Origin of the sequence: Desulfosoma sp. (assembly GCA_037481875.1) — a bacterium.
Classification (GTDB): Bacteria; Desulfobacterota; Syntrophobacteria; order Syntrophobacterales; family DSM-9756; genus Desulfosoma.
The window spans coordinates 124,861-143,918 of sequence record JBBFKY010000005.1 but is presented as its reverse complement, the minus strand read 5'-3'; the positions used below and the strand labels follow the sequence as shown (position 1 = coordinate 143,918).

Annotated in this window: 16 protein-coding genes; 5 read left to right on the top strand and 11 right to left on the bottom strand. The window is 53.4% G+C overall.

From position 1 onward, the window contains the following. Nucleotides 1-17: 17 nt before the first annotated feature. On the bottom strand, nt 18-989 hold the full coding sequence (locus tag WHS46_08905; GenBank protein ID MEJ5348791.1) for a diguanylate cyclase: 972 nt from the start codon (nt 987-989) through the stop codon (nt 18-20). 135 nt (nt 990-1,124) lie between these two features. Here WHS46_08905 and WHS46_08900 point away from each other — a divergent pair, with 135 nt between their 5' ends. Then, entirely contained in the window at nt 1,125-1,970 is an 846-nt protein-coding gene (locus WHS46_08900; GenBank protein ID MEJ5348790.1) for an NAD(+)/NADH kinase, read from the top strand. 198 nt (nt 1,971-2,168) lie between these two features. Here the strand turns inward: WHS46_08900 and WHS46_08895 are convergent, their stop codons facing one another. Next, nucleotides 2,169-3,047: a radical SAM protein gene (locus tag WHS46_08895; GenBank protein ID MEJ5348789.1), complete on the bottom strand. Its 879-nt coding sequence runs from the start codon at nt 3,045-3,047 to the stop codon at nt 2,169-2,171. 133 nt (nt 3,048-3,180) lie between these two features. On the opposite strand from WHS46_08895, the gene speE reads away from it, so the two are divergent. Beyond that, nucleotides 3,181-4,092: a polyamine aminopropyltransferase gene (speE, locus tag WHS46_08890; protein ID MEJ5348788.1), complete on the top strand. Its 912-nt coding sequence runs from the start codon at nt 3,181-3,183 to the stop codon at nt 4,090-4,092. A gap of 25 nt (nt 4,093-4,117) precedes the next feature. After that, on the top strand, nt 4,118-5,071 hold the full coding sequence (locus WHS46_08885; protein MEJ5348787.1) for an ATP-binding protein: 954 nt from the start codon (nt 4,118-4,120) through the stop codon (nt 5,069-5,071). 53 nt (nt 5,072-5,124) lie between these two features. On the opposite strand, the gene WHS46_08880 is transcribed toward WHS46_08885, so the two are convergent. Further along, nucleotides 5,125-5,373 (bottom strand): uracil phosphoribosyltransferase, encoded by a 249-nt coding sequence (locus WHS46_08880; protein ID MEJ5348786.1) that lies wholly within the window; start codon nt 5,371-5,373, stop codon nt 5,125-5,127. 89 nt (nt 5,374-5,462) lie between these two features. Here WHS46_08880 and WHS46_08875 point away from each other — a divergent pair, with 89 nt between their 5' ends. Next, the gene (locus WHS46_08875; protein MEJ5348785.1) at nt 5,463-6,281 is read left to right on the top strand and encodes a glycerophosphodiester phosphodiesterase family protein; all 819 of its coding nucleotides are present in this window, start codon (nt 5,463-5,465) and stop codon (nt 6,279-6,281) included. A 184-nt stretch (nt 6,282-6,465) separates the two neighbouring features. After that, nucleotides 6,466-8,064: an imidazole glycerol phosphate synthase subunit HisF gene (gene hisF / locus WHS46_08870; GenBank protein ID MEJ5348784.1), complete on the top strand. Its 1,599-nt coding sequence runs from the start codon at nt 6,466-6,468 to the stop codon at nt 8,062-8,064. A 108-nt stretch (nt 8,065-8,172) separates the two neighbouring features. Here hisF and WHS46_08865 read toward each other — a convergent pair whose 3' ends face one another. The 8 genes from WHS46_08865 to WHS46_08830 form a co-directional block, all read right to left on the bottom strand. After that, on the bottom strand, nt 8,173-8,970 hold the full coding sequence (locus tag WHS46_08865; protein MEJ5348783.1) for a PEP-CTERM sorting domain-containing protein: 798 nt from the start codon (nt 8,968-8,970) through the stop codon (nt 8,173-8,175). 418 nt (nt 8,971-9,388) lie between these two features. Then, on the bottom strand, nt 9,389-10,648 hold the full coding sequence (locus WHS46_08860) for an aldo/keto reductase (protein ID MEJ5348782.1): 1,260 nt from the start codon (nt 10,646-10,648) through the stop codon (nt 9,389-9,391). Nucleotides 10,649-10,691: 43 nt separating this feature from the next. Beyond that, on the bottom strand, nt 10,692-12,677 hold the full coding sequence (locus WHS46_08855) for a 4Fe-4S binding protein (protein MEJ5348781.1): 1,986 nt from the start codon (nt 12,675-12,677) through the stop codon (nt 10,692-10,694). A 587-nt stretch (nt 12,678-13,264) separates the two neighbouring features. Further along, nucleotides 13,265-14,266, bottom strand: a complete 1,002-nt coding sequence (locus WHS46_08850) for a DUF362 domain-containing protein (protein ID MEJ5348780.1) — start codon at nt 14,264-14,266, stop codon at nt 13,265-13,267. Nucleotides 14,267-14,537: 271 nt separating this feature from the next. Beyond that, on the bottom strand, nt 14,538-15,590 hold the full coding sequence (locus tag WHS46_08845) for a DUF6599 family protein (GenBank protein MEJ5348779.1): 1,053 nt from the start codon (nt 15,588-15,590) through the stop codon (nt 14,538-14,540). 10 nt (nt 15,591-15,600) lie between these two features. Continuing rightward, on the bottom strand, nt 15,601-16,143 hold the full coding sequence (locus WHS46_08840) for a YIP1 family protein (GenBank protein MEJ5348778.1): 543 nt from the start codon (nt 16,141-16,143) through the stop codon (nt 15,601-15,603). A 27-nt stretch (nt 16,144-16,170) separates the two neighbouring features. Continuing rightward, on the bottom strand, nt 16,171-17,889 hold the full coding sequence (locus WHS46_08835) for a bifunctional sulfate adenylyltransferase/adenylylsulfate kinase (GenBank protein ID MEJ5348777.1): 1,719 nt from the start codon (nt 17,887-17,889) through the stop codon (nt 16,171-16,173). A gap of 321 nt (nt 17,890-18,210) precedes the next feature. Next, a complete protein-coding gene (locus tag WHS46_08830; protein ID MEJ5348776.1) occupies nt 18,211-19,005 on the bottom strand; it encodes a carbon-nitrogen hydrolase family protein in 795 nt (264 codons plus the stop codon). Nucleotides 19,006-19,058: the final 53 nt, after the last annotated feature.

Below are 19,058 nucleotides of genomic sequence, written 5' to 3'. Positions count from 1 at the left end.
GAAAGAGAATCAACGGGTTAGACAACGGATCGAGACGGTTCGTCGGCGGCCGCGGAAGATGTTTCAAAGGGAATGTCATCGCCGTCGAGGCACAGTCGATTGCCGCCCAGCTCCTTTTTAGCACGATACTGAGCCTTATCGGCACGTTCAATGAGGTCCTCGACGCTTTTTTCCACGTCCCCGTTGAGGTTTTTAAACCGAGCGGCCCCAATGGACAAGGTTGTGGGGGCTGCATCCAAAGCGGCGTATCGTTTTTGAACGCGTTCCACCACGATACGCACTTGGTCGGCGTTAAGATACGGCAACACCACGGTGAATTCATCACCTCCGTAACGAAACGCCGAATCCACATGTTCTCGAATGGACTGCTGCAGAATGGTCCCCAGTTCAATAAGCAGAGCATCTCCCGCCTGATGACCTTCCTGGTCATTGTACTGCTTGAAAAAATCGATATCGATAAAGACCAGAAAAAGGGGATGACCGTAACGGATGGAGCGTACCGCTTCCTGGATCAAGACGTTTCGAAAATGGCGTCGGTTGAAAAGGCCGGTCAAGGGATCTCGAATGGCCAGCTGCTCCAGTTCTCGACGCAAAAACCGCTCGCGAAGAAGCCGTCGTATCTTGGCTTCCAGCTTGTCCAGACCAAAAGGTTTGGTGATGAAATCCGCCGCTCCGGCGCTGATCACTTCCACATACTTGTAACGGGTGGCATGTCCGGTGATGGCGATAACATCGGTGTGCGGGTAATGCTGCCTGATATGCTCGATGAGTTCCATGCCGTCCATGCGAGGCATGTCCATGTCGGTGATCACAATATCGTACGGGGCGAGTTTGAGCTTTTCGGAAGCGTCCAAGCCGTCGGAGGCCATATCCACATGGTGGCCGATGTAGCTTAAGCTTTCCGCCACCAACTCCCGCACGCTGCGCTCGTCATCCACCACGAGAATGCGCTGCGGACCGAAGCTATCATCTCGAAGAAGGGTTTTCATGTGCTGTTTTTCCCAAGAAGCGTTTGCACCGAACGGTGAAATACAATACGTTGTCTTTGGGCTTTTGGCAACGAGTTTCGCGTGATGATTCAAGGCGAAGACGCCCATTGGGGGCGACAGAGAGGGTCAAGGTTCATGGAACGTCTCCTGATTATTTACAAGAAAGGTCGAAGCGATGCCGCCCGGCTGGCGCAAGAACTGGTTGCATGGCTCACGGCTCGAGGCTTTGACGCGACGGCTCGAGAAAACCTTCCGGAAACAGAAATAACAAACCCACCATCGCCTCTGCCCATGGATGCCGATGCGGTCATTGTTCTCGGCGGGGACGGCACCTTGCTCAGTGTCGCCCGTCAAGTGGCGGACCGGGATGTTCCTATTGTGGGTGTGAACTTGGGTGGGTTGGGTTTTCTCACGGAAATCAGCCGAGAACGCTGTTTTCAGGATCTGGACCATGTGCTTTCTGGAGCCTACGAAATCGAAGAGCGTATGCGGCTGCGCGTGGTCATTGAAAGCCGGGGTCAAGAGCTCTTTGTCCAGACGGTTCTCAATGATGCGGTGATCAATAAGGGAGCGCTTGCCCGTATCGTAGAGCTGGAGACCTTTATTGACGGTCGCTACCTGACTCATTACCGTGCCGACGGCCTCATCGTGGCCACCCCGACGGGTTCGACGGCTTACAATCTCTCCGCAGGCGGTCCCATCGTCTATCCTACGGCGCAGGCGGTCATTTTGACCCCCATCTGTCCCTTTACCTTGACCAACCGTCCTATCATTTTGCCGGCTTCATCGCTCATTGAAGTGAGACTAGACGAGAAAGCTCAAGACGTGACCCTGACCTGCGACGGGCAGGTAGGGTATCATCTTTCTCCCAAGGATTCCATTTCCATGGCCATGTCCCCCCATAGCCTCAAACTCATCAAACCTGCCAGCACCGATTACTTCGACATTCTTCGCACCAAACTCAAATGGGGGCAGACATAAAACCATGAGGTCGGAATTCTTCTTCAGTTTTTCCAGTGTCGGGAGCATCTCAGAGAAGCCAAAAGCCCCTTGGTTTTTACAAGGAAAACCGACTTCCATCCAGTTCAAACGCCAGCGGCCCTACGAAGAAATGTGTTTTCAGAGAACTCCTGCGTTGCCGTTCCCGAACAGGCTCCAAAGAAAAGCGCCGATTTCAGCCTAGAGCGCGCGCATCCATTCAGGCTTCAACGGAACTTGGCGCTTCAAGGCGGCATCGATCAAATCCAGGCCCTTTTCCTTATCCGAAGGCATTTTCACCTTGATGGGTAAATAGTTGGACGCGTGATTGGAAAGAAACAAGCCGCGGGACATGTGTGTGGAGGCCAGCATTTCCCGCAGTTCCCTGAGGAGTTCTTCAGGGGTAGGAAGCACAAAAGCACCTCGGCGAACCTGCTCACCCAGTTCCGTGTTGGGAAGCACCATCAGGGTTAAGGCTCCCACATAGTGAGGGTCCATGGCTGAAAGCAGGGACCCGGTAGCCTGCGCATGCTGCAAGGATCGATCCCTTCCGGCGATACCCAAAAGAACCGTGACCGAAAGCTTGATACCGGCTTCTCGAACCCGACGGCCGGCCTCGATAAGTTTTTCCCGTGAAATGCCTTTGCGAATGGCGCGAAGGGTTTCCGGGTCACCGCTTTCCACGCCCAGGTACACGATCCCTAGCCCCAATTCCTTCAGTTCGGCAAGTTCTTGAGGGGTCTTACGTAAAATGCTCTTGGCGTTTCCATACAGGCCAACCCTCTGAATCCAGGGCATGGCCCGTCGAATTTTTTGCAAAATATCCACAAGTCTTGGTTGCGGCACAATGAGGGCGTCGCCGTCGGTGAGAAACACTCGGCGAAGGAAAGGGAAATGACGTGCCGCATAGGCGATATCCTGGTCGATGATCTCTTGATCCTTGATCCGAAACCGTACCCCTTTGTAAGTCCCGCAAAAGGTGCATTTATTATGGCTGCACCCTACGGTGACCTGCAAAAGAATACTGTCCGCCTCACTGGGAGGCCGAATGATGATACCTTCATAATGCATGCCGTCCATGCACACACTCCTGAAACACGGCGTATAAGGCCGAAATGTTCTAAAGAAAGAAAGTTGAATCCGCGTTTGAGATTTGAAAACGTTTCCTCTATAGTGAGCCGCTCAAAAATTTTCAAGCGAGGAGGCTTTCTTGATGACTGATCGTGACATGATTCTCTATGAGCCTTTCACGGCAAGCATGGGGCGCCGGTTTGAAATTCGCCGCGTGATTCACCGTCGAAAGACCCCTTACCAGCTCGTGGAGGTGGTGGACTCCCCCGATTTCGGCGTGACCCTTTTTCTGGACCGTCGGTTTCAAACATCGGAAAAAGACGAGTTTTTTTACCACGAATCGTTGGTGCATCCGGCCATGATGCTTCATGCCAACCCCCGGAGCGTTCTGATTATCGGGGGCGGCGATGGAGGGACATTGGAAGAAGTGTTGAAGTATCCGTCGGTGACCCACGTGACCATGGTGGAATTGGACGGGGAGGTGGTGGATATCGCCAAAGAGCACCTTCGAAGCATCTGCGGGGCCGCTTTTGAAGATCCTCGCGTTCACCTCATCATCGGCGATGGCCGAAAATTTGTGGAAGAAACCGCCGAAACCTTTGATGTCATCTTGTTGGATCTGACCGATCCCATGGAACCGTCCAAGTATGTGTACACCCGGGAATTTTACAGCTTGTGCGCAGCAAGGCTGCGTCCAAAAGGGATTCTTGGACTGCATAACGATTCGCCGTTTTTCTTTCCCGACGCCTACAACGTGATCACCAAGACCCTCGATGCCGTCTTCCCTTTTAGGCGCCAATACGCCGCCTATATCGTGGGCTATATGCTGGATTTCGCCTTTTCCGTTTGTGCCATGGACGATGTGCTGGAGGTGGAGGAAAAAGAACTGCAACGCCGTGCCGCTGATCGCGGGCTTCAGGGCCTTTTAAGCTACACGCCGCAGCTTCTGGAACGTTTCCGAACGCTTCCCGGATACATGCAGCGGATTCTTGATGTCCCCTGCGCCGTTTCCACGGACGCAGCTCCCTTTGTCATCAAAACGGAACCTTTCTAGGCTTTGAGAAGAAGCGGAAGTCGTCATGGGTTTTCAAGAAAACAGGCCGCTTTCTCAATCGGCCAAGTGCACGCGATGTCGGCAACAAGCCGTCATCGCGCTGCCTAGTCATCATGCCAATTTTTGTGAATCGTGTTTTGAAGTTTTCTTTCACCGTGCGGTTCTTAGGGCCATGAAAAAATTCCCCATCAAGGCCGACGAACCGATCCTGGTGGCTGTTTCGGGTGGTAAGGATTCCTTGGCGACTTGGTCGGTCTTAAACGAATTGGGTTATGTCACCAAAGGGGTTCACCTGAATCTAGGGATTCCTTCGTTTTCGAAAGCCTCGCAAGAAGCCGTCGCCGCCTTTGCTCGAAACCGAAATCTTTCCTGGACGAGCTATACCCTGAAGGATCTCATCGGCTATTCCATTTGGGAAATCCGTCAAAAAACCCGCCGCCCCATTTGTTCCGTCTGCGGTATGATCAAACGCCGACTGCTCAACCGCCTGGCGGTTCAGGAAGGGTTTCGAGTCATCGCCACAGGTCATAACCTGGACGATGAAGCCGGAAGACTCCTGGGAAATCTCGTGCGTAACCGTCGAGAATACATCGAAAAGCACTACCCCTACCTGCCTTCTGTGCATCCTCGAGTGCCGGCCAAAATCAAACCCCTATATCGCGTATCAGCGCACGAAATCCGCACATACTGCCGTGTCCACGGGATTGAATTCTTGGAAGAAGCCTGTCCTTTGTCTCGAGGGGCCACAAGCCGTATCTTTCAAGAAGCTTTGGACATGCTGGAAGGCAAAATGCCGGGAACCAAAAGGGATTTCTTGTTTGCCTACGTTGAGACACGGTCCGCGCCGCAGCTTACGGAAGATTTCGGCACATGTGACCGATGCGGAGAACCCTGTTACGGAACCCGTTGCAGTGTTTGCAACCTTCTGGAACGATTACGCGAACCACATCGCAGCCCTTCAGGCGAGGAAACGGGCTGATATTGGGTTCAGAAAAATCAGTGTTCGGATGCCAAGGCTTAGGCGCCGGCTTTCTACCCTCGTTCGGCCCGGCCGGGCAGGAGAAGGTTCAGGGCCACACCGCTGATACCCACAAGCCCGATTCCCTTGATGGTGAAATCTCCCGCCGAGAAATCCATGCCCCCGATGGCGAAAACAACCCAGGTCAATATGCGGGCCAGTTCCGATGCGAGTTCACGAAAATCCTTGGTGCTGATATTATGTTTGCGCATGAGGCCCAATTTGTGGCGAACGAGCGGATGGTTCACAATATGGACGGGCACGGGCAGCTCCTTTCTCCTTTACGAAACATGGGGTTGCAACCTTAGGCGCGGGCTGTAGAGCAATGGTGACGGGGTGTCGAGAAGGGGCCATGGCGACGTGGAAAGATCTTAGGGAATCCAATGTGTTTTGGATTGGAGCGCATCGAGGAGGATTGGCTCTGGGGCCGGAAAACACCTTGGAGACAGCTTTGCTCGGGTTTCGATCTGGAGCCCATTTTTGGGAATTGGATGTGCAACTTTCCGCTGATGGGGTTCCCATGGTGCTTCATGACGACACTCTGGAACGAACCACAAATGCGCCAAGTCTTTACCCGGAACGACGACCCTGGTATGTGTGGAACTTCTCTCGGTCGGAATTGGCGGCTCTTAATATTGTAGACTTTAGAAAAAATAAGCTCCATGACAATGCCCATCAAACCCCATCCAAGGTCCTGCGCATTCCGACTCTAAGGGAAGCTCTTGAAATGACTCGAAACCTTGGATGGCTGGTCAACGTGGAGATCAAGGGAAAGGCGGAACATCACGAGCGACTTGTGCAAGAGACGTTGAGACTCATCACCGAACTGGGCATGGTTTCTCAAGTGCTCTTGTCTTCTTTTCACTTAGAGGTGCTTTCCCGAGTTCGGGCCCTGAAGGTTCCGGTGGCAACCGGAGTTTTGGTCAGCGATGACGTCAAGGATCCCGTGGGTCTTGTGAGGGCTTGGAAAGCTTTCTCTTTTCATCCCGAGCAAAGCCGAGTGCACCCGGAAATGATAGAGGCATGCCGCAACGAGGGGATTCCCGTCATTGCCTGGACCGTGAACGATTCCACCAGGGTTCAAAAGCTTCAAAACTGGAGTGTTTCCGCCGTCATATCCGATCGACCTGACGAATTATGTGGAAAAGCAAAGCGCTCAGCACACGTCTGAACACGAACCTGTCAGGAAAGTCGAGGCGCTTCGTCTGCGATCAGTGTGGGCCAAGGCCTTCCGCTTCCAGAAAAACCCGTTTCAGATTTCAAGGGGCGAGGCGACGCCTCGCCCCTATGCACGAACGGCAATCGATCCAAAGGTTTTTGTCGTTCTTGAATAGGCTCTAGGAGGATCCAGCATCATGGTGACACTTTTGGATTACGGCGCGGGAAATGTGCGAAGTGTGGTCAACGCCATTCAAAGCCTTGGGCATTCGGTGCGTTTCGTGCAAAGTGCCGAGGATATTTTGTCTGCGGAAAAGCTGGTCTTTCCAGGAGTGGGCGCTTTCGGGTCCATGATGCGGGCGCTTCGAAACAAAGGATTTGTGGAACCTCTGCGCCGTTACTTGGAAGCGAACCGCCCTTTTCTGGGCATTTGTTTGGGCCTTCAGGTCCTGTTTCAAAGGAGTGAAGAAGATCCCAGCGAGGAAGGCCTTGGTTTCTTCAAAGGCAGGGTACGCCGGTTTCGAGTGAATCTGGCCGTGCCGCACATCGGCTGGAATGGTATCAAACCGCGTAAACCCTCAGCCCTGTTTCAAGGTTTGGAGGGTGAGGAAAAATTCTATTTTGTGCATTCCTACCACGTGGATCCCGAAGATTCCGAGTTGGTTCTTACGACAACCGATTACGGCCGAGAATTCGTAAGTGCCGTGCAAAAGGGGCGTGTGGCCGCCGTGCAGTTTCACCCTGAAAAGAGCGGCTCTGTCGGCCTCGGAATTCTTAAAAATTTTCTGGAAGCTTTGGAGGCACCGAGCGTGCTTCCGCCCAAAGCCCCGGCGCGAACCCAGCTGGCCAAGCGCATTATCGCCTGCCTGGATGTGCGATCCAACGATCAGGGAGACCTGGTGGTGACCAAAGGGGACCAGTACGATGTGCGTGAAAAAGGTGTGGTCCGTAACTTGGGAAAACCCGTGGATTTGGCGCGACGCTACTACGAGGAAGGGGCCGACGAAATCACTTTTCTGAACATTACCGGCTTTCGCGATTTTCCCCTCAAGGATCTTCCCATGCTTGAAGTCCTTGAAAGGACTTCAGAAAATGTCTTTGTGCCCTTGACCATCGGAGGCGGCATTCGAGATTATGTGGATAAGGACGGCACCGAATACAGTGCGCTTCAGGTAGCTTCCGCCTACTTTCGGTCCGGAGCCGATAAAGTTTCTATCGGAAGCGACGCTGTGCTCATCGTTGAAGATGTGCTACGCACGGGAAAAGCCACAGGCCGAAGCGCGATTGAAACCATTTCACGTCTTTACGGCAGCCAGGCTGTGGTTATTTCCATCGATCCGCGAAGGGTTTATGTAGCCTCCCCGCATGAAGTGCCCCATCATGTGTTGGAAACACAAATCCCGGGGCCGCATGGAGAACGTTATTGTTGGTATCAGTGCACCATCAAAGGAGGGCGGGAAGGAAGACCCGTGGATGCTGTGACTCTGGCTCGAGTGTGCGAGGAATTGGGAGCCGGCGAGATTCTGCTCAACTGTATCGACCGGGACGGCACCAATATGGGATTTGATGTGGAGCTCATCAACGCCGTCAAAGAGTCCGTGGGCCTTCCCGTGATTGCTTCCAGTGGAGCCGGCTGCGCGGAACACTTTCTGGAAGTCTTTACGCGAACACGGGCGGAATCGGCCCTAGCCGCCGGTATTTTTCACCGAAACGAAGTCTCCATCGGTGCCGTTAAAACCTTTCTTCAAGGCAAAGTCCCTGTTCGACCCACGCCCCATAGAACGCCTGAAAGATGAAAACAAAAAGCCGGCGGCACTGAAGGAAGACAATGCCGCCGGTCTGTCGGTTTCTTTAAAGGTTTTACGTCTTATGTCAGACTCTTTACGGTTGGAAGTCTTTTCACATCACGACTGTGCTGCGGTTCTTTTACCGTTTCCCTTTTTTCGAGCGCGCAGAAAACCTGCCAAACCCACCAGTCCTGATCCCATAAGAAGCATCGAGGCGGGCTCGGGGACCACATTCTGAGGTGGAAGTGATAACTCAACTGTTTCGTAGATGACATCATTTGCGCAGTTCACAGTAAACCCAATGGTGAGCAGACCCGCATCGAGAAGAATCTTGTCAGCAGGGAAGATAAAAGTCAGATTTGTGGTTCCCCAGCCACTAAACTCCACAGCTCCCTCCAGAGATGCACCACTGGGAAGGGAATTCAGCCCGATGGGGTGGTTGTGACGAATATTATAACCACTCCAGAAGCCTGTGTTATCCTGTCCGGATGTTTGATAAGCGCTTCCATTGTCTAAAGAAATGTCTATGGCATAGAGATTATAATTCCACGGGGAAGGTATTGTGCCGTCTAATTTGTTATTGTCCGTATAGACGACGTATTCCCAGTTCGTATCATTATCAATGCTTAAGAAAAGATCCCCAGGCTCCAGTTTGTTCCAGCCGTTGTTCGTATTGCCCCAAGAGGCAAAGGAAAACGTAATTTGGGTTAAATACCCAAGTTCATCGATTTTAACCGTGCCGCCCGTAAAATTTGGATCGCCGATGGTGTCCTTACCATTGTCAGACGGTGAGTTATTTGCCCAACCAGGCCAATATATACTGTCGTCGTAAAAGGTAAATGGGGTTCCGAGGCATGGTGTTACGGAAAACAGGCATAAGGCCAGGAAAAGCCAAAACGGCATGAACCTTTTCATAAAAAGCTCCTCTCCTTCGCAGTTCTAAGATCCATGAATCAAGCGTTCAGAAAAGCCTCTATTTTTTTCCGTGCCTAAACGCACAGCAAGGGGTGTGCCAAGTAACGAGAATTCAAAACGCATGAAACGAGGAAGGAAGTTTTCATGAAAAGTCAGTAGGATATGGGTTTGGTCAAAAGGGAGTGGTAAAAGGCGGATTCCCGTATCCACGAGGGGTGTGCAAAAGATTGCCGCATGGGGTGTGCAACGGATTGCACATGGTGCGTAAGATTTGCATACATAAACGGCCGTGGAGATCTGACGGCTCCAGGCCGTTTTTCAGAGAAAAGAGCTAGATCGCTTTTTGACGGAAAGCTCAAAGCGTCCCGTTTCTCCACACAATTTCAAGCGGATGTGAGCGAAACATTAACCCGCTTTTTCAAACCGATATTTTAAGGTTTCGAGCAAGCTGGGCCGCTTCAGACACAAGGCGGCGAAGGGGAAGACCATGAGGACAGCGTCTTTCAGCCTCTTTCAGCCGGGCCTCGTTCAAGGTCGCAAAGACGCCTCCTTGCGCGAGGGGCTGCAGGACTTCGCACGCCGCCGCCATGTCGCCATAGTCCCGAGCGTACATGAGGCTTCGCATCATGTCGAAGATGGGGGCTTGGGCGGCATGAGCACAGACAGCGGCGCATCCGGCGCAATACTGGCTTCGAGTGGCTTCGGCATAGTGCCGCAATTCGTTTTGTTCTTCTCGGCTGAGCGAGGTTCGATCCAGGGCCGCCGCGACATTGCTCATGAGGATGGTCATGGTGGGCATCTGTGAACAGATACTCGCAATGCGTGTATCTTCCCAGACGGCTTTGAGCTTGGCCTGCTTGTCCGTAAAACCTCGTGCCAGCAGCTTTTCGGCCAAAGCGCCTTCGGCTGAAGAATCCGCTCGAAAAGGTCCGCCTCCTTGCGTTTTCATGGCTGTGAGACCAATGCCGGCGGCGACGCAGCGGTCAATGGCCCGTTTCATGGCATCGTCGTGCATGAGTCGAAAATTGTAAGTAAACATTATGCCGTCCACCCAACCCAGCCGAGCCGCTCCTTCCAGGCACTGAGCCATATTGGCGTGGGTACTGAAGCCGAAAAGGCGAATTTTCCCCGAAGCTTTTGCTTGCTCCGCCCAGCGGCGCACATCCTGTGTCAGTTCTTTAATGTCATCTACGGCATGCAGAAAGTACAGATCAATCCAGTCCGTTTGCATGCGTTCCAGACTGCGTTGCAGCAGTTTGGTCATTCCGGCGGGATCTCGAGCATCAGATTTGGTTACCAGAAACACTTCTTTTCTTGTTTCAGGAAATCGCGCAAAAAAAGCACCGATACCCTCTTCACTGCGACCGCCTCCGTAACAGTCCGCCGTGTCCCAATAAGTCACACCCCAACGCAAAGCCTGCCGAAGCAAAGTCTGGTTGGATCCTGTGTCAAACATACCTCCCAAAGACAAAACGGATACGGGAATCTTGGAAGCTCCAAAAGGTCGTTGGGGAACTCTTTGGGAAGTTGACGATTCCTGAGCCTTTCCCAGTGAAGGAAATTGCGTAACCGTCGCCGTTGTTCCCGCAAGGCCTAGAATGGCGGCCGCCTTGAGGAATCTTCGGCGTGAAAGGGTTCCGGCACCGCTTGTGGTGATCACGTCTTTTTCCCGATGCATAATCAGTCCTCCATGTTTTTTGACATTTCAAAATGCCTAATCTTCAGGATCGGCCGGATGAGCGTCTTGCCAGAAGGGATCGTTCTGGATGGCGCGATTCGTTTTCTGGCGAAACGCGAATGGCCGGAACCCCTCGAACGGGACATTCATGCTCACAGATACCGCATCCAACGCATCGCGTGAGATCCACCACAGGGCGTTTCAGTTTCACCGCAAGGTAAACAGAGCATGGAGAATCCTCAAAGGATGCCTCTCCTTGGCCGCTCGTTTGCTCAACGTAAGACACCTGAATCCATCCGTCACCCCAATCGCGAATGGGCCAGTGTTGAGACCTATCCAAAGGGTCCTGAACCAGCCAGAGGTTATCCAGAGGCACCGCATTTTCTAATGGGCGAAACCCATGCACGATCCAGCGGTTTCCTTCGCGTGCGGTGACGCATAAGGGAGGCAGCGGCAGTTTTTCCAGGGTTTCTACAGTCTGAATCGCCTTGGGACTTACAGGGCAGTTTTCTTCGCACACAATGCATGGCTTTCCAAACGCCCACGGCAGGCAACGATTTCGGTCCACAAAAGCCGCTCCGATGCGAACAGGGCCTCGCGCAGCAAAATCCCCGGTACCATGCTTTTCGTCCAAGGTAAGTCTGCGAATAGCCGCCGTGGGACAGATGCGGCTGCAGGCCACACATTGGTACTGGCAGCCGCTGGTTCCCGCTCGAAAATCCAAAACCGGTGTCCACAACCCTTCCAGGCCCGCTTCCCATAAAGCAGGCTGCAAAACATTGGTGGGACAAATGCGTAGGCACTGACCGCATTTGATACATCGGCGCAAGAATTCCGGTTCCGGAAGGGATCCTGGAGGTCGCACCACGGTGGGTGGAAAGCGCCGCTGCACCAAGCCGTCCAATCGAGAAACAGGGGCAGCCAAAAGTCCTACGCCTAGAGCGGCCAAAGTTCGACGTCGAGACAAATTGACCGGGCTCAAGGAAGAAACTCCGAAAGCAGGTTGGGCCCAAGTGTAAGTAATAGCCTTTTCAGGACAAATCACCAGGCAATTGCTGCATAGAGTGCATTCCCCTGCCATGAGTTCCCCGGAAGGTCGACAGGCCGCATCACAGACCGTTTCACAGCGTTTGCAGTCGGTGCAGCGGTCTTCGATTCTTGTCATGCGCCACAAGGATCTTTGTCCCACAAGATGCATGAGAGCTCCGGCCGGACAGAGGTAACGGCAATAGAAACGGGGTTTGATGAAGTTGAGGCCCAAAGCAGTAAAAAAGACGGTTCCGAGAAGCCAGGCCCCTTGAGTCCATCGGTTTCCGGAAAGCCCTTGCGGTTGGAAAAGTCCCAGGGCCGGAAACACTACTTGGTTCAATGACCTTTGAATCAAAGCGATGGGATCCAAGAGGCCGGTCTGCAATGATCCCACAGCGGCGGGGAATCTAGCCAAAAGGAGACCCAAAACGAACACGAGGGTGCCTAGGAGACCTTCTTCAATCCGGAAAGGTGCTTTGGGGGAAAGCTGTTTTTCTCGAAACCCGGTGGCCAGAACGAGAAAGACAACGGCGCCCAAAAGAGTAAACGTTTTGGCTCCGGTTTCCCAATGTGCCCACCGATCGAGGGTCCAGAGTGGACCGCACGCCATACCGAGAAAAAAGAAGAGGAAGTAGAATTTGAGTTGGTGCGCTCCGTGTGGGGCATTGTCGGCCATGCGCTGGGAAAAGGTTTGACGACGTGACGCCAGCCAGCCCATAAGGTGATGCAGTGTTCCCAGAGGGCAAATCCAGCCGCAGAAGAAACGTCCGAAAAGAAGCGTGATCGAAAGGGTCACGAGGCCCCAAAAAAGGCCGGCAAAAAGGGTTCCTGTGCCTAAGGCGGTGGATAAAGCATTCAGTGGATTCAGTTGAAGAAACCAATTGACGGGCCAGGCACGAATCTCCGTCCAATGGACGCCCACCCGAGTCACGGCACAGAAAAACAGAAAGAGCATCAAAAAATAGGCTTGGCTGATACGTCGCACGTGATGGATGCGCATGAAGGCTTTTTTCCTTGCTGCCTCTGAAGCATTTTGACGACAGATTTCACGGTCCTCGTCACCTTACCCGCTGCCAGGTTACCAAACCTGCCCTACCCTTGTAGGGGCGGACCCATGTGTCCGCCTCCCAAACACGAAGCCATGAGCCAAACGGGACCGTCCAACAGCCTGGAGGGACGGCCCCACGTGTCCGCCTCGCAAAAAACCGGCGTAGAATCAAAGCCAGGAGCTTATCCGACAATTGAGAATGAGCCATTCCAGGCCATGACATAGGGTCACGGCGCGCCGTGATCCTCCAAGCTGTGTTTTTTTGGAAATCCAGGCTTCCGGGCCGCAATTTTTACGGGTAAGACGCCCGAGCTTTCAGGGAAAGACACGATTTCGGACTTGCGGGGGCGAGGCGGCCCCCCCCCCGCCTCTACCTTAAAATGTCATTGACTGCTAGCCCGTAGGGGCGGACCCATGTGTCCGCCTCCCAAACACGAAGCCATGAGCCAAACGGGACTTTCCAACAGCCTGGAGGGGCGGTCCCACATGTCCGCCCCACAATTTTCCGGAGCCTTGTTTTAGTTTCTCTCCGAAAATCCTTAAACATGCACACGATGAACAACCATATTTTTCAGATCCAAAGACCCTGCTCCAAACCTTTCAGCCTGCCTCAGATAAGGCAGCTTATGCGGATCGATGTTCAAAATCTGGGCTCCCAAAGCATCTGCAGCCACGGGATCAGGACTTACGATGAGTGTTCGAGTCTCCTTCAGGTCAGCCAAGGAGCCTCCCGTCGGGCCGTTGGTCATCATGGCCGTGATGCCGTCCAAGATCACCAAAGTGGGCCGAAACAGAGCTGCCAGCTCAGCAATCACGTCATGCACGTTTTGATGAAACAGGTTTCGTGGCCCTCCAAGAAGCCCGTACCAGTTTTTGCAAATCATGGAAGCTCCGGCACGATGGTGATGCTTGACCGGAGCCAAGTTGATCACTTTGTCGGCAGTCAAAAAAGGTGCCGTCCAAGATGGCCATTGGTTCAGGTAGCGGCCGTCGGGCAGGGTGACCGCCTGAAAGCGGCGGGATTCGGGAATCCATAAGGTACCCCCGCTACGTCGAACCGCATCGGCGATACCCGTCAGTCGAAAGCAACTGGCCGGGTCGTTGATGGGGTTGTCTGAAACCACAACCTGGGAAGCTCCGGCTTTCAGGCAACTACGGACCACAGCTTCCACCAGTTCAGGATGGGATGTGGCTCCGAGAGCCGGTGGACTTGCAAAGGCTGCGTTCACCTTAATGAAAACGCGATCTTTCGGAGAGATGAATTGTTTGATGCCGCCCAGAGCTGCCAACCCGGCCTCGCAACAAGCTGCTCGGTTAGAACCCGTCACTACGACCACAGCTTTTGGGGCATTTGAAACCGACCAGTCAAAGGGGCCTTGCCATTCTTTATCTTTTTCGGTTTCACCGGTAGGCCCAACCCAGTCGCTGTGACTCAGGCCCGTTGCCCACAAGGCCGCCAAGCCTAACCCATAGCGTAGTCCTCGAGCCAAAAATCGCCGTCGTGGAGAATCCACGGATGAACTGCCTTCAGGTTTTTTCATGGCGTGCACCCAAAAGGCCTACAAGCATCCACTTAAGAATGCTAACAGCACAATCAGCAAAGCCGGGCTCCATTGTCCAACGGGCTGGCAAAGACTCCGTAGGGACGAACCCATGTGTCCGCCCTACGATGCGATCATCAGCCATTTAATCAAGATCGTCGCCCATGTCCGCCGATTTCCTAACCACTAACGGCCGAACTTAGGTGACCGAACAAGCACCCAAAATCCCATAGCCTCAAACCGATGCGTCCGCCCTACCAACACCCTTTCCCTACCGGCCTTCCTCTTCCTTAAAATCCAAAGCCTTACGGTTTTTCAGCTTCTCACGAAATTCCGAGGCGGTACGCTCTGCGGTCTGTTTTTGTTCGGCTTCGTGAACTCCGGCCACCAGCTCTTGGTGGGAAAACACCACTTCCACAAAGCCAAAAAAGTCCACAATCACCAATTCTTCATCCGGATTTGCTCCTGAAAGGCGTTTCGCACCGGCTTCTTCCAAGTACCGCACATAAGCTTCGGCGGCCTCTCGTCCGCTCCAATCCTTGACTGATTTCGCCACAAAAACCGTCATCGAATCCATATCTGCACCCGTAGGCACCGCAAAGGTTTCCTGAAAGCCGTCATAACCGAAAGCGCTCCCAAGATAAAGAACAGCTCGTTCATGAGCCCGAAGGGACTCAGGAAACCATTCCAGAGTCCGCAGGATTTGGTCCGATGAAGGAATGGATCGAACGAGCGCGCTCAGGGTTTCCGTTAAGGCTTCCATGAGGTGCTCATCCTCCGCGGATCCGACCCCTTCCACGTAATAGGGGCCGGCGGCGGCACACACCACGTTAGCGGCTCGATAGCCAAAGGCGACATCGGGGATGGGTATCGCTGAGGAACGTCTCTGTTGGCTGAAAACAGCAAAAGCGCTTTGATCACTGTGCATGACGAAAAGAAAAAATTCCGCCCAAATATCTGAGTGTTCCTTAAGCTTCACCCTTTGGGTCTTAAGGGACTGAAACCCTGCTTCCAGATAGAGTTCGGCTTTGCCGTCGATTTTATCCGCAAGGGTCTGGGCATCAAAATGTTCCGCCTTTTCTGAAGCCACTAGGGCCGGCGCCAGGGCTTGAGACAAATCGGGCAGCGCTGTTTCCAAGGACTGGGATGGCGCCGTTTGACGATGGCTATGGGGAAGAGCGGTGTTTGCTGTTCCCGAAAGATAAGGATCCGGGCTGCGGGAAAAAGCGAAAATGAGGACCGTTATGACCACCAAAAGGCCGAGCAATCCCCATGAGAGGTATCGTTCCGAGCGGCTCGGCCGTGAGGCGGGTTGTCCAGCCACGTTTAGGCTCCTAATGGGACGAAGACGTCACGTCCGGCCGTCCGAAAAGAGCGAAAGCCACGGTAAGCATCAGACTCTGAAGAACCCAACCGATAATGCACACGGCCACGGCGCGGCCTGTGCTCCGGTAATCCAAGGCTTGTCGTACGGCCACCACCATAGCCGCCAACATCCAGGCTCCGGTAATGATAAGCACTAAACCTCCCAGGCCCGGAAGCACACCCAAAATACGCAGGATTCCAGGCGAACTGCTGAACCCGATGGTTCGCAAAAGCTCTTGGGGATTGCTCTGGGTTTGCGGTTCGGGCAGGAGTTTCACGCCCACAAAGTAAGTGATGTAAGCCCAGAGGTACCATGCGGCCAAGGCCATGAGGGTCAAAGTGATCATGCCCTTGAATCCCCCTATGCCCGTGCTGCCGATCCCTGCGGCCACACTGGAAAGAATGACCACCGTCATGGCCTGGCCCTTGGCACTCGTGTCCGCTTCCACCTCTTCGTAGAGGCTTACATCCAATTTGGCGGCTCGAATCATGCGTTGGATCAAAACATTCATTGGAATCTCCTTCACAGCCAGAGACTGTTATTTGATATAGCCGGCTCGTTCCAGATAAAGCAAGACTTCCTGGGCCGCTTCGTCAGGGGTAAGTTCCGTAGTGTCGATAACCACCTCCGGAGCCGACGGGGGTTCGTAAGGGTCATCAATTCCGGTAAATCCTTTGATGAGGCCCGCGCGCGCCTTGGCGTAAAGCCCTTTGCGGTCACGACTCTCGCATACTTCCAGGGGTGTGGCTACATAGACCTCCACGAACCCACCGTAGTTCTCTATCAGGCTTCGAATCTGGCGGCGCGTGGCTGCATAGGGTGCGATAGGTGCGCAGATGGCAATACCACGGTTCTTGGTGATTTCACTGGCCACAAAGCCGATACGGCGTACGTTGATATCACGATGTTCTTTGGAAAAGCCCAACTCACTGGAAAGATTTCTCCGCACCACGTCCCCATCCAGCAGAGTTACGGGGCGACCCCCCATTTCCAGAAGGCGTGCGTATAAAATTCTGGCAATGGTCGACTTTCCCGCTCCAGAAAGCCCAGTGCAGAAAATGGTGAACCCTTGTTTATGCCGAGGCGGATAACCTTTTTGCAGTTCCTCGATAACTTCCGGAAAACTGAACCATTCCGGAACGCGTTTTCCTTCTCGAAGCCTTCGGTGGAATTCTTCCAAGGACATGGACTTAACCGTACTTTGTGGAGGCACTTCGCGCACGGGCATATAAGCATCTTCTTCAAAGACGTAGACCATCTCTTCGAAAGGAATAATTTCGATGCCCAGGGCCTTCTGATAGCTCAAGGCCGTTTCCATGGCTGCTTCAGGAGCGTAAAACCTTCGACCGCTCGGGTCAGGGCTTGGGCTGGCGTGATCGCGCCCCACAATAAAATGCGTGCAGCCGTAGTTTTTGCGAATAATGGCATGCAGCAAGGCTTCTCGAGGTCCCGCCAGGCGCATAGCCAAAGGCAGCAGGCTTAAAAGCATCATGTTTGGAGGATAATACCGGCTCACCGCCTGGTAACATCGAATGCGCGTATAATAGTCGATATCGCCCGGTGAAGCGCGACGTGCCACGGGATGCAGCAAAAGGTTCGCTTTGGCGCGATCCATGGCTCGAAGGGTCATTTCAAACTGGGCTCTGTGCAAAGGATTTCGAGTCTGAAACCCCACGATGCGGCGCCAGCCCAGTTTCTTGAAAAGGGCACGCATTTCGTGAGGCGTATGTCGCAAGCGCTTGAAGGCGAAGTGAAGCGGTAACTGCACCCCCTCTAATGTGCCTCCCACATAGTGGGTCCCTGTGCTGTGAAAAAGCAGATCCACGCCGGGATGGGCCGTGTCCGTGGTGCCGTAGATGATTTCGGCTTCTCGCAACTTGTCTATGGGCCAAATGTCTTCCACATGAAGCACGGCCACCATAAATCCTTCCCCATCGCGCAAAGCCACAGATTGGCCCGCATCCAAAGTCCGGGCGTCGGCTTCCGAGACATCCAAGCAAACGGGCAGAGGCCACAGAACACCGTTTTGAAGCTGCATGCGATCCAGTACCGATTCGTAATCCGCACTGTTCATAAAGCCGCGCAAAGGCGAAAAGGCCCCATTCAACAAGAGTTCTAGATCGGAAAGTTGCCGGGGATTCAAGGTAAGGCTGGGTAGTGTTCGGCTGAGGTCCCTGAGCATCTGCGCTCGCGCTTCATCCACAAGAAGATTGACTAAAGCGCCTCCGTGAGCCGCGTAGGTCATGTCCGTCATCATGGGTTGACTCCCCTGTCTTGACTTTTCGCATCCCAAGGAACTTCTTCTGAGCTTTTCCCCTCATGAGAGCTCACTGTTTTTCTTACCATGCTTGCCGTCCCCCTAAAATGGAAATCCCATGGTTCCGAAGGAGACACTTTATAACCGACACCTGCGCGAAGCGTTTTGAATCCCGTCCATTTAGGGACGTGTTCGAGAGGTTGTTTCAAGGGGATTCGTTTTGAAGGCGTCTGCCGGCTGGGTGTAAACAAGACATCCCATGAGGCGCAACCAAAAGCACCAACGGTGGGTCGATGATGTGGAAATTCCGGAATCTGCGACTTAGAAAAGGTCCCTTCTACGGTTTTCGAGACATGGGAGCTTTTCTCGAACGGCTCTGAGACGCGCCGAGGAAACAACGGCGATGATGCAATCTTCTCCTTCAATGGCTGTCGCAATGGGGATTCCAAAGGGGTCGAAAACGGTGCTTCGGCCACAAAAGGCGTGGCCGATCAGGTTGCACCCGGCAATGTAAACCGTGTTTTCGACGGCGCGGGCTTGAAGTAAAGTGAGCCAAAGCTCTTCCTTAACCGAACCTTGGTACCAGCCTGCAGGCACTACAATAAGCTGGGCACCTTGATCGGCAAGGTAGCGAAACACTTCAGGAAAACGAAGATCATAACATATGGCCACACCCACACGAAATCCTTCGACGGAAACCACAAAAGGTGGAGCGTCCCCAGGCTTCATGGTGTCGGATTCCCGAACGTTCAGGGCGTCGAAAAGGTGTAGCTTTCGGTATGTGGCCAGCAATTTTCCTTGAGTATCGACAAGGACGGCGGTGTTGTAAGCCCTATGGGAATCCGGCGATGGTTCCCAAATCCCGGCAAGAATATTGAGGCCGGAGTCTATCGCGATGCTGCTTAAATGTTTCAAGAAATTCGCATATCCGTGCCGCGCCAAAGATACGGGCGTCTGATCTCCTTTAGGAAGCCCCATAAACATCTCGGGAAACACCAAAAGCTTCGTGCCGGATTGCGCAGCCCTTGCTGCAAGATGGTGCGCCTTTTCCAGATTCTGGAACGGATCGCTGCTCCCTTGCACCTGGGCTAAGGCTATGGTGAGTGTCACATCCATGAGAAAGAAACCTCCTCATAGGCTAAAAAAGAGATTGAGCCTAAGCCGGACCT

Bases quoted from the DNA above. Each gene is read 5' to 3' on its own strand.
- WHS46_08895 (MEJ5348789.1), bottom strand. From the start codon at position 3,047: ATGGACGGCATGCATTATGAAGGTATCATCATTCGGCCTCCCAGTGAG.
- speE (MEJ5348788.1), top strand. From the start codon at position 3,181: ATGACTGATCGTGACATGATTCTCTATGAGCCTTTCACGGCAAGCATG.
- WHS46_08885 (MEJ5348787.1), top strand. From the start codon at position 4,118: ATGGGTTTTCAAGAAAACAGGCCGCTTTCTCAATCGGCCAAGTGCACG.
- WHS46_08875 (MEJ5348785.1), top strand. From the start codon at position 5,463: ATGGCGACGTGGAAAGATCTTAGGGAATCCAATGTGTTTTGGATTGGA.
- WHS46_08830 (MEJ5348776.1), bottom strand. From the start codon at position 19,005: ATGGATGTGACACTCACCATAGCCTTAGCCCAGGTGCAAGGGAGCAGC.
- WHS46_08900 (MEJ5348790.1), top strand. From the start codon at position 1,125: ATGGAACGTCTCCTGATTATTTACAAGAAAGGTCGAAGCGATGCCGCC.
- WHS46_08865 (MEJ5348783.1), bottom strand. From the start codon at position 8,970: ATGAAAAGGTTCATGCCGTTTTGGCTTTTCCTGGCCTTATGCCTGTTT.
- WHS46_08905 (MEJ5348791.1), bottom strand. From the start codon at position 989: ATGAAAACCCTTCTTCGAGATGATAGCTTCGGTCCGCAGCGCATTCTC.
- WHS46_08840 (MEJ5348778.1), bottom strand. From the start codon at position 16,143: ATGAATGTTTTGATCCAACGCATGATTCGAGCCGCCAAATTGGATGTA.
- WHS46_08855 (MEJ5348781.1), bottom strand. From the start codon at position 12,677: ATGCGCATCCATCACGTGCGACGTATCAGCCAAGCCTATTTTTTGATG.
- hisF (MEJ5348784.1), top strand. From the start codon at position 6,466: ATGGTGACACTTTTGGATTACGGCGCGGGAAATGTGCGAAGTGTGGTC.
- WHS46_08860 (MEJ5348782.1), bottom strand. From the start codon at position 10,648: ATGCATCGGGAAAAAGACGTGATCACCACAAGCGGTGCCGGAACCCTT.
- WHS46_08850 (MEJ5348780.1), bottom strand. From the start codon at position 14,266: ATGAAAAAACCTGAAGGCAGTTCATCCGTGGATTCTCCACGACGGCGA.
- WHS46_08835 (MEJ5348777.1), bottom strand. From the start codon at position 17,889: ATGATGACGGACATGACCTACGCGGCTCACGGAGGCGCTTTAGTCAAT.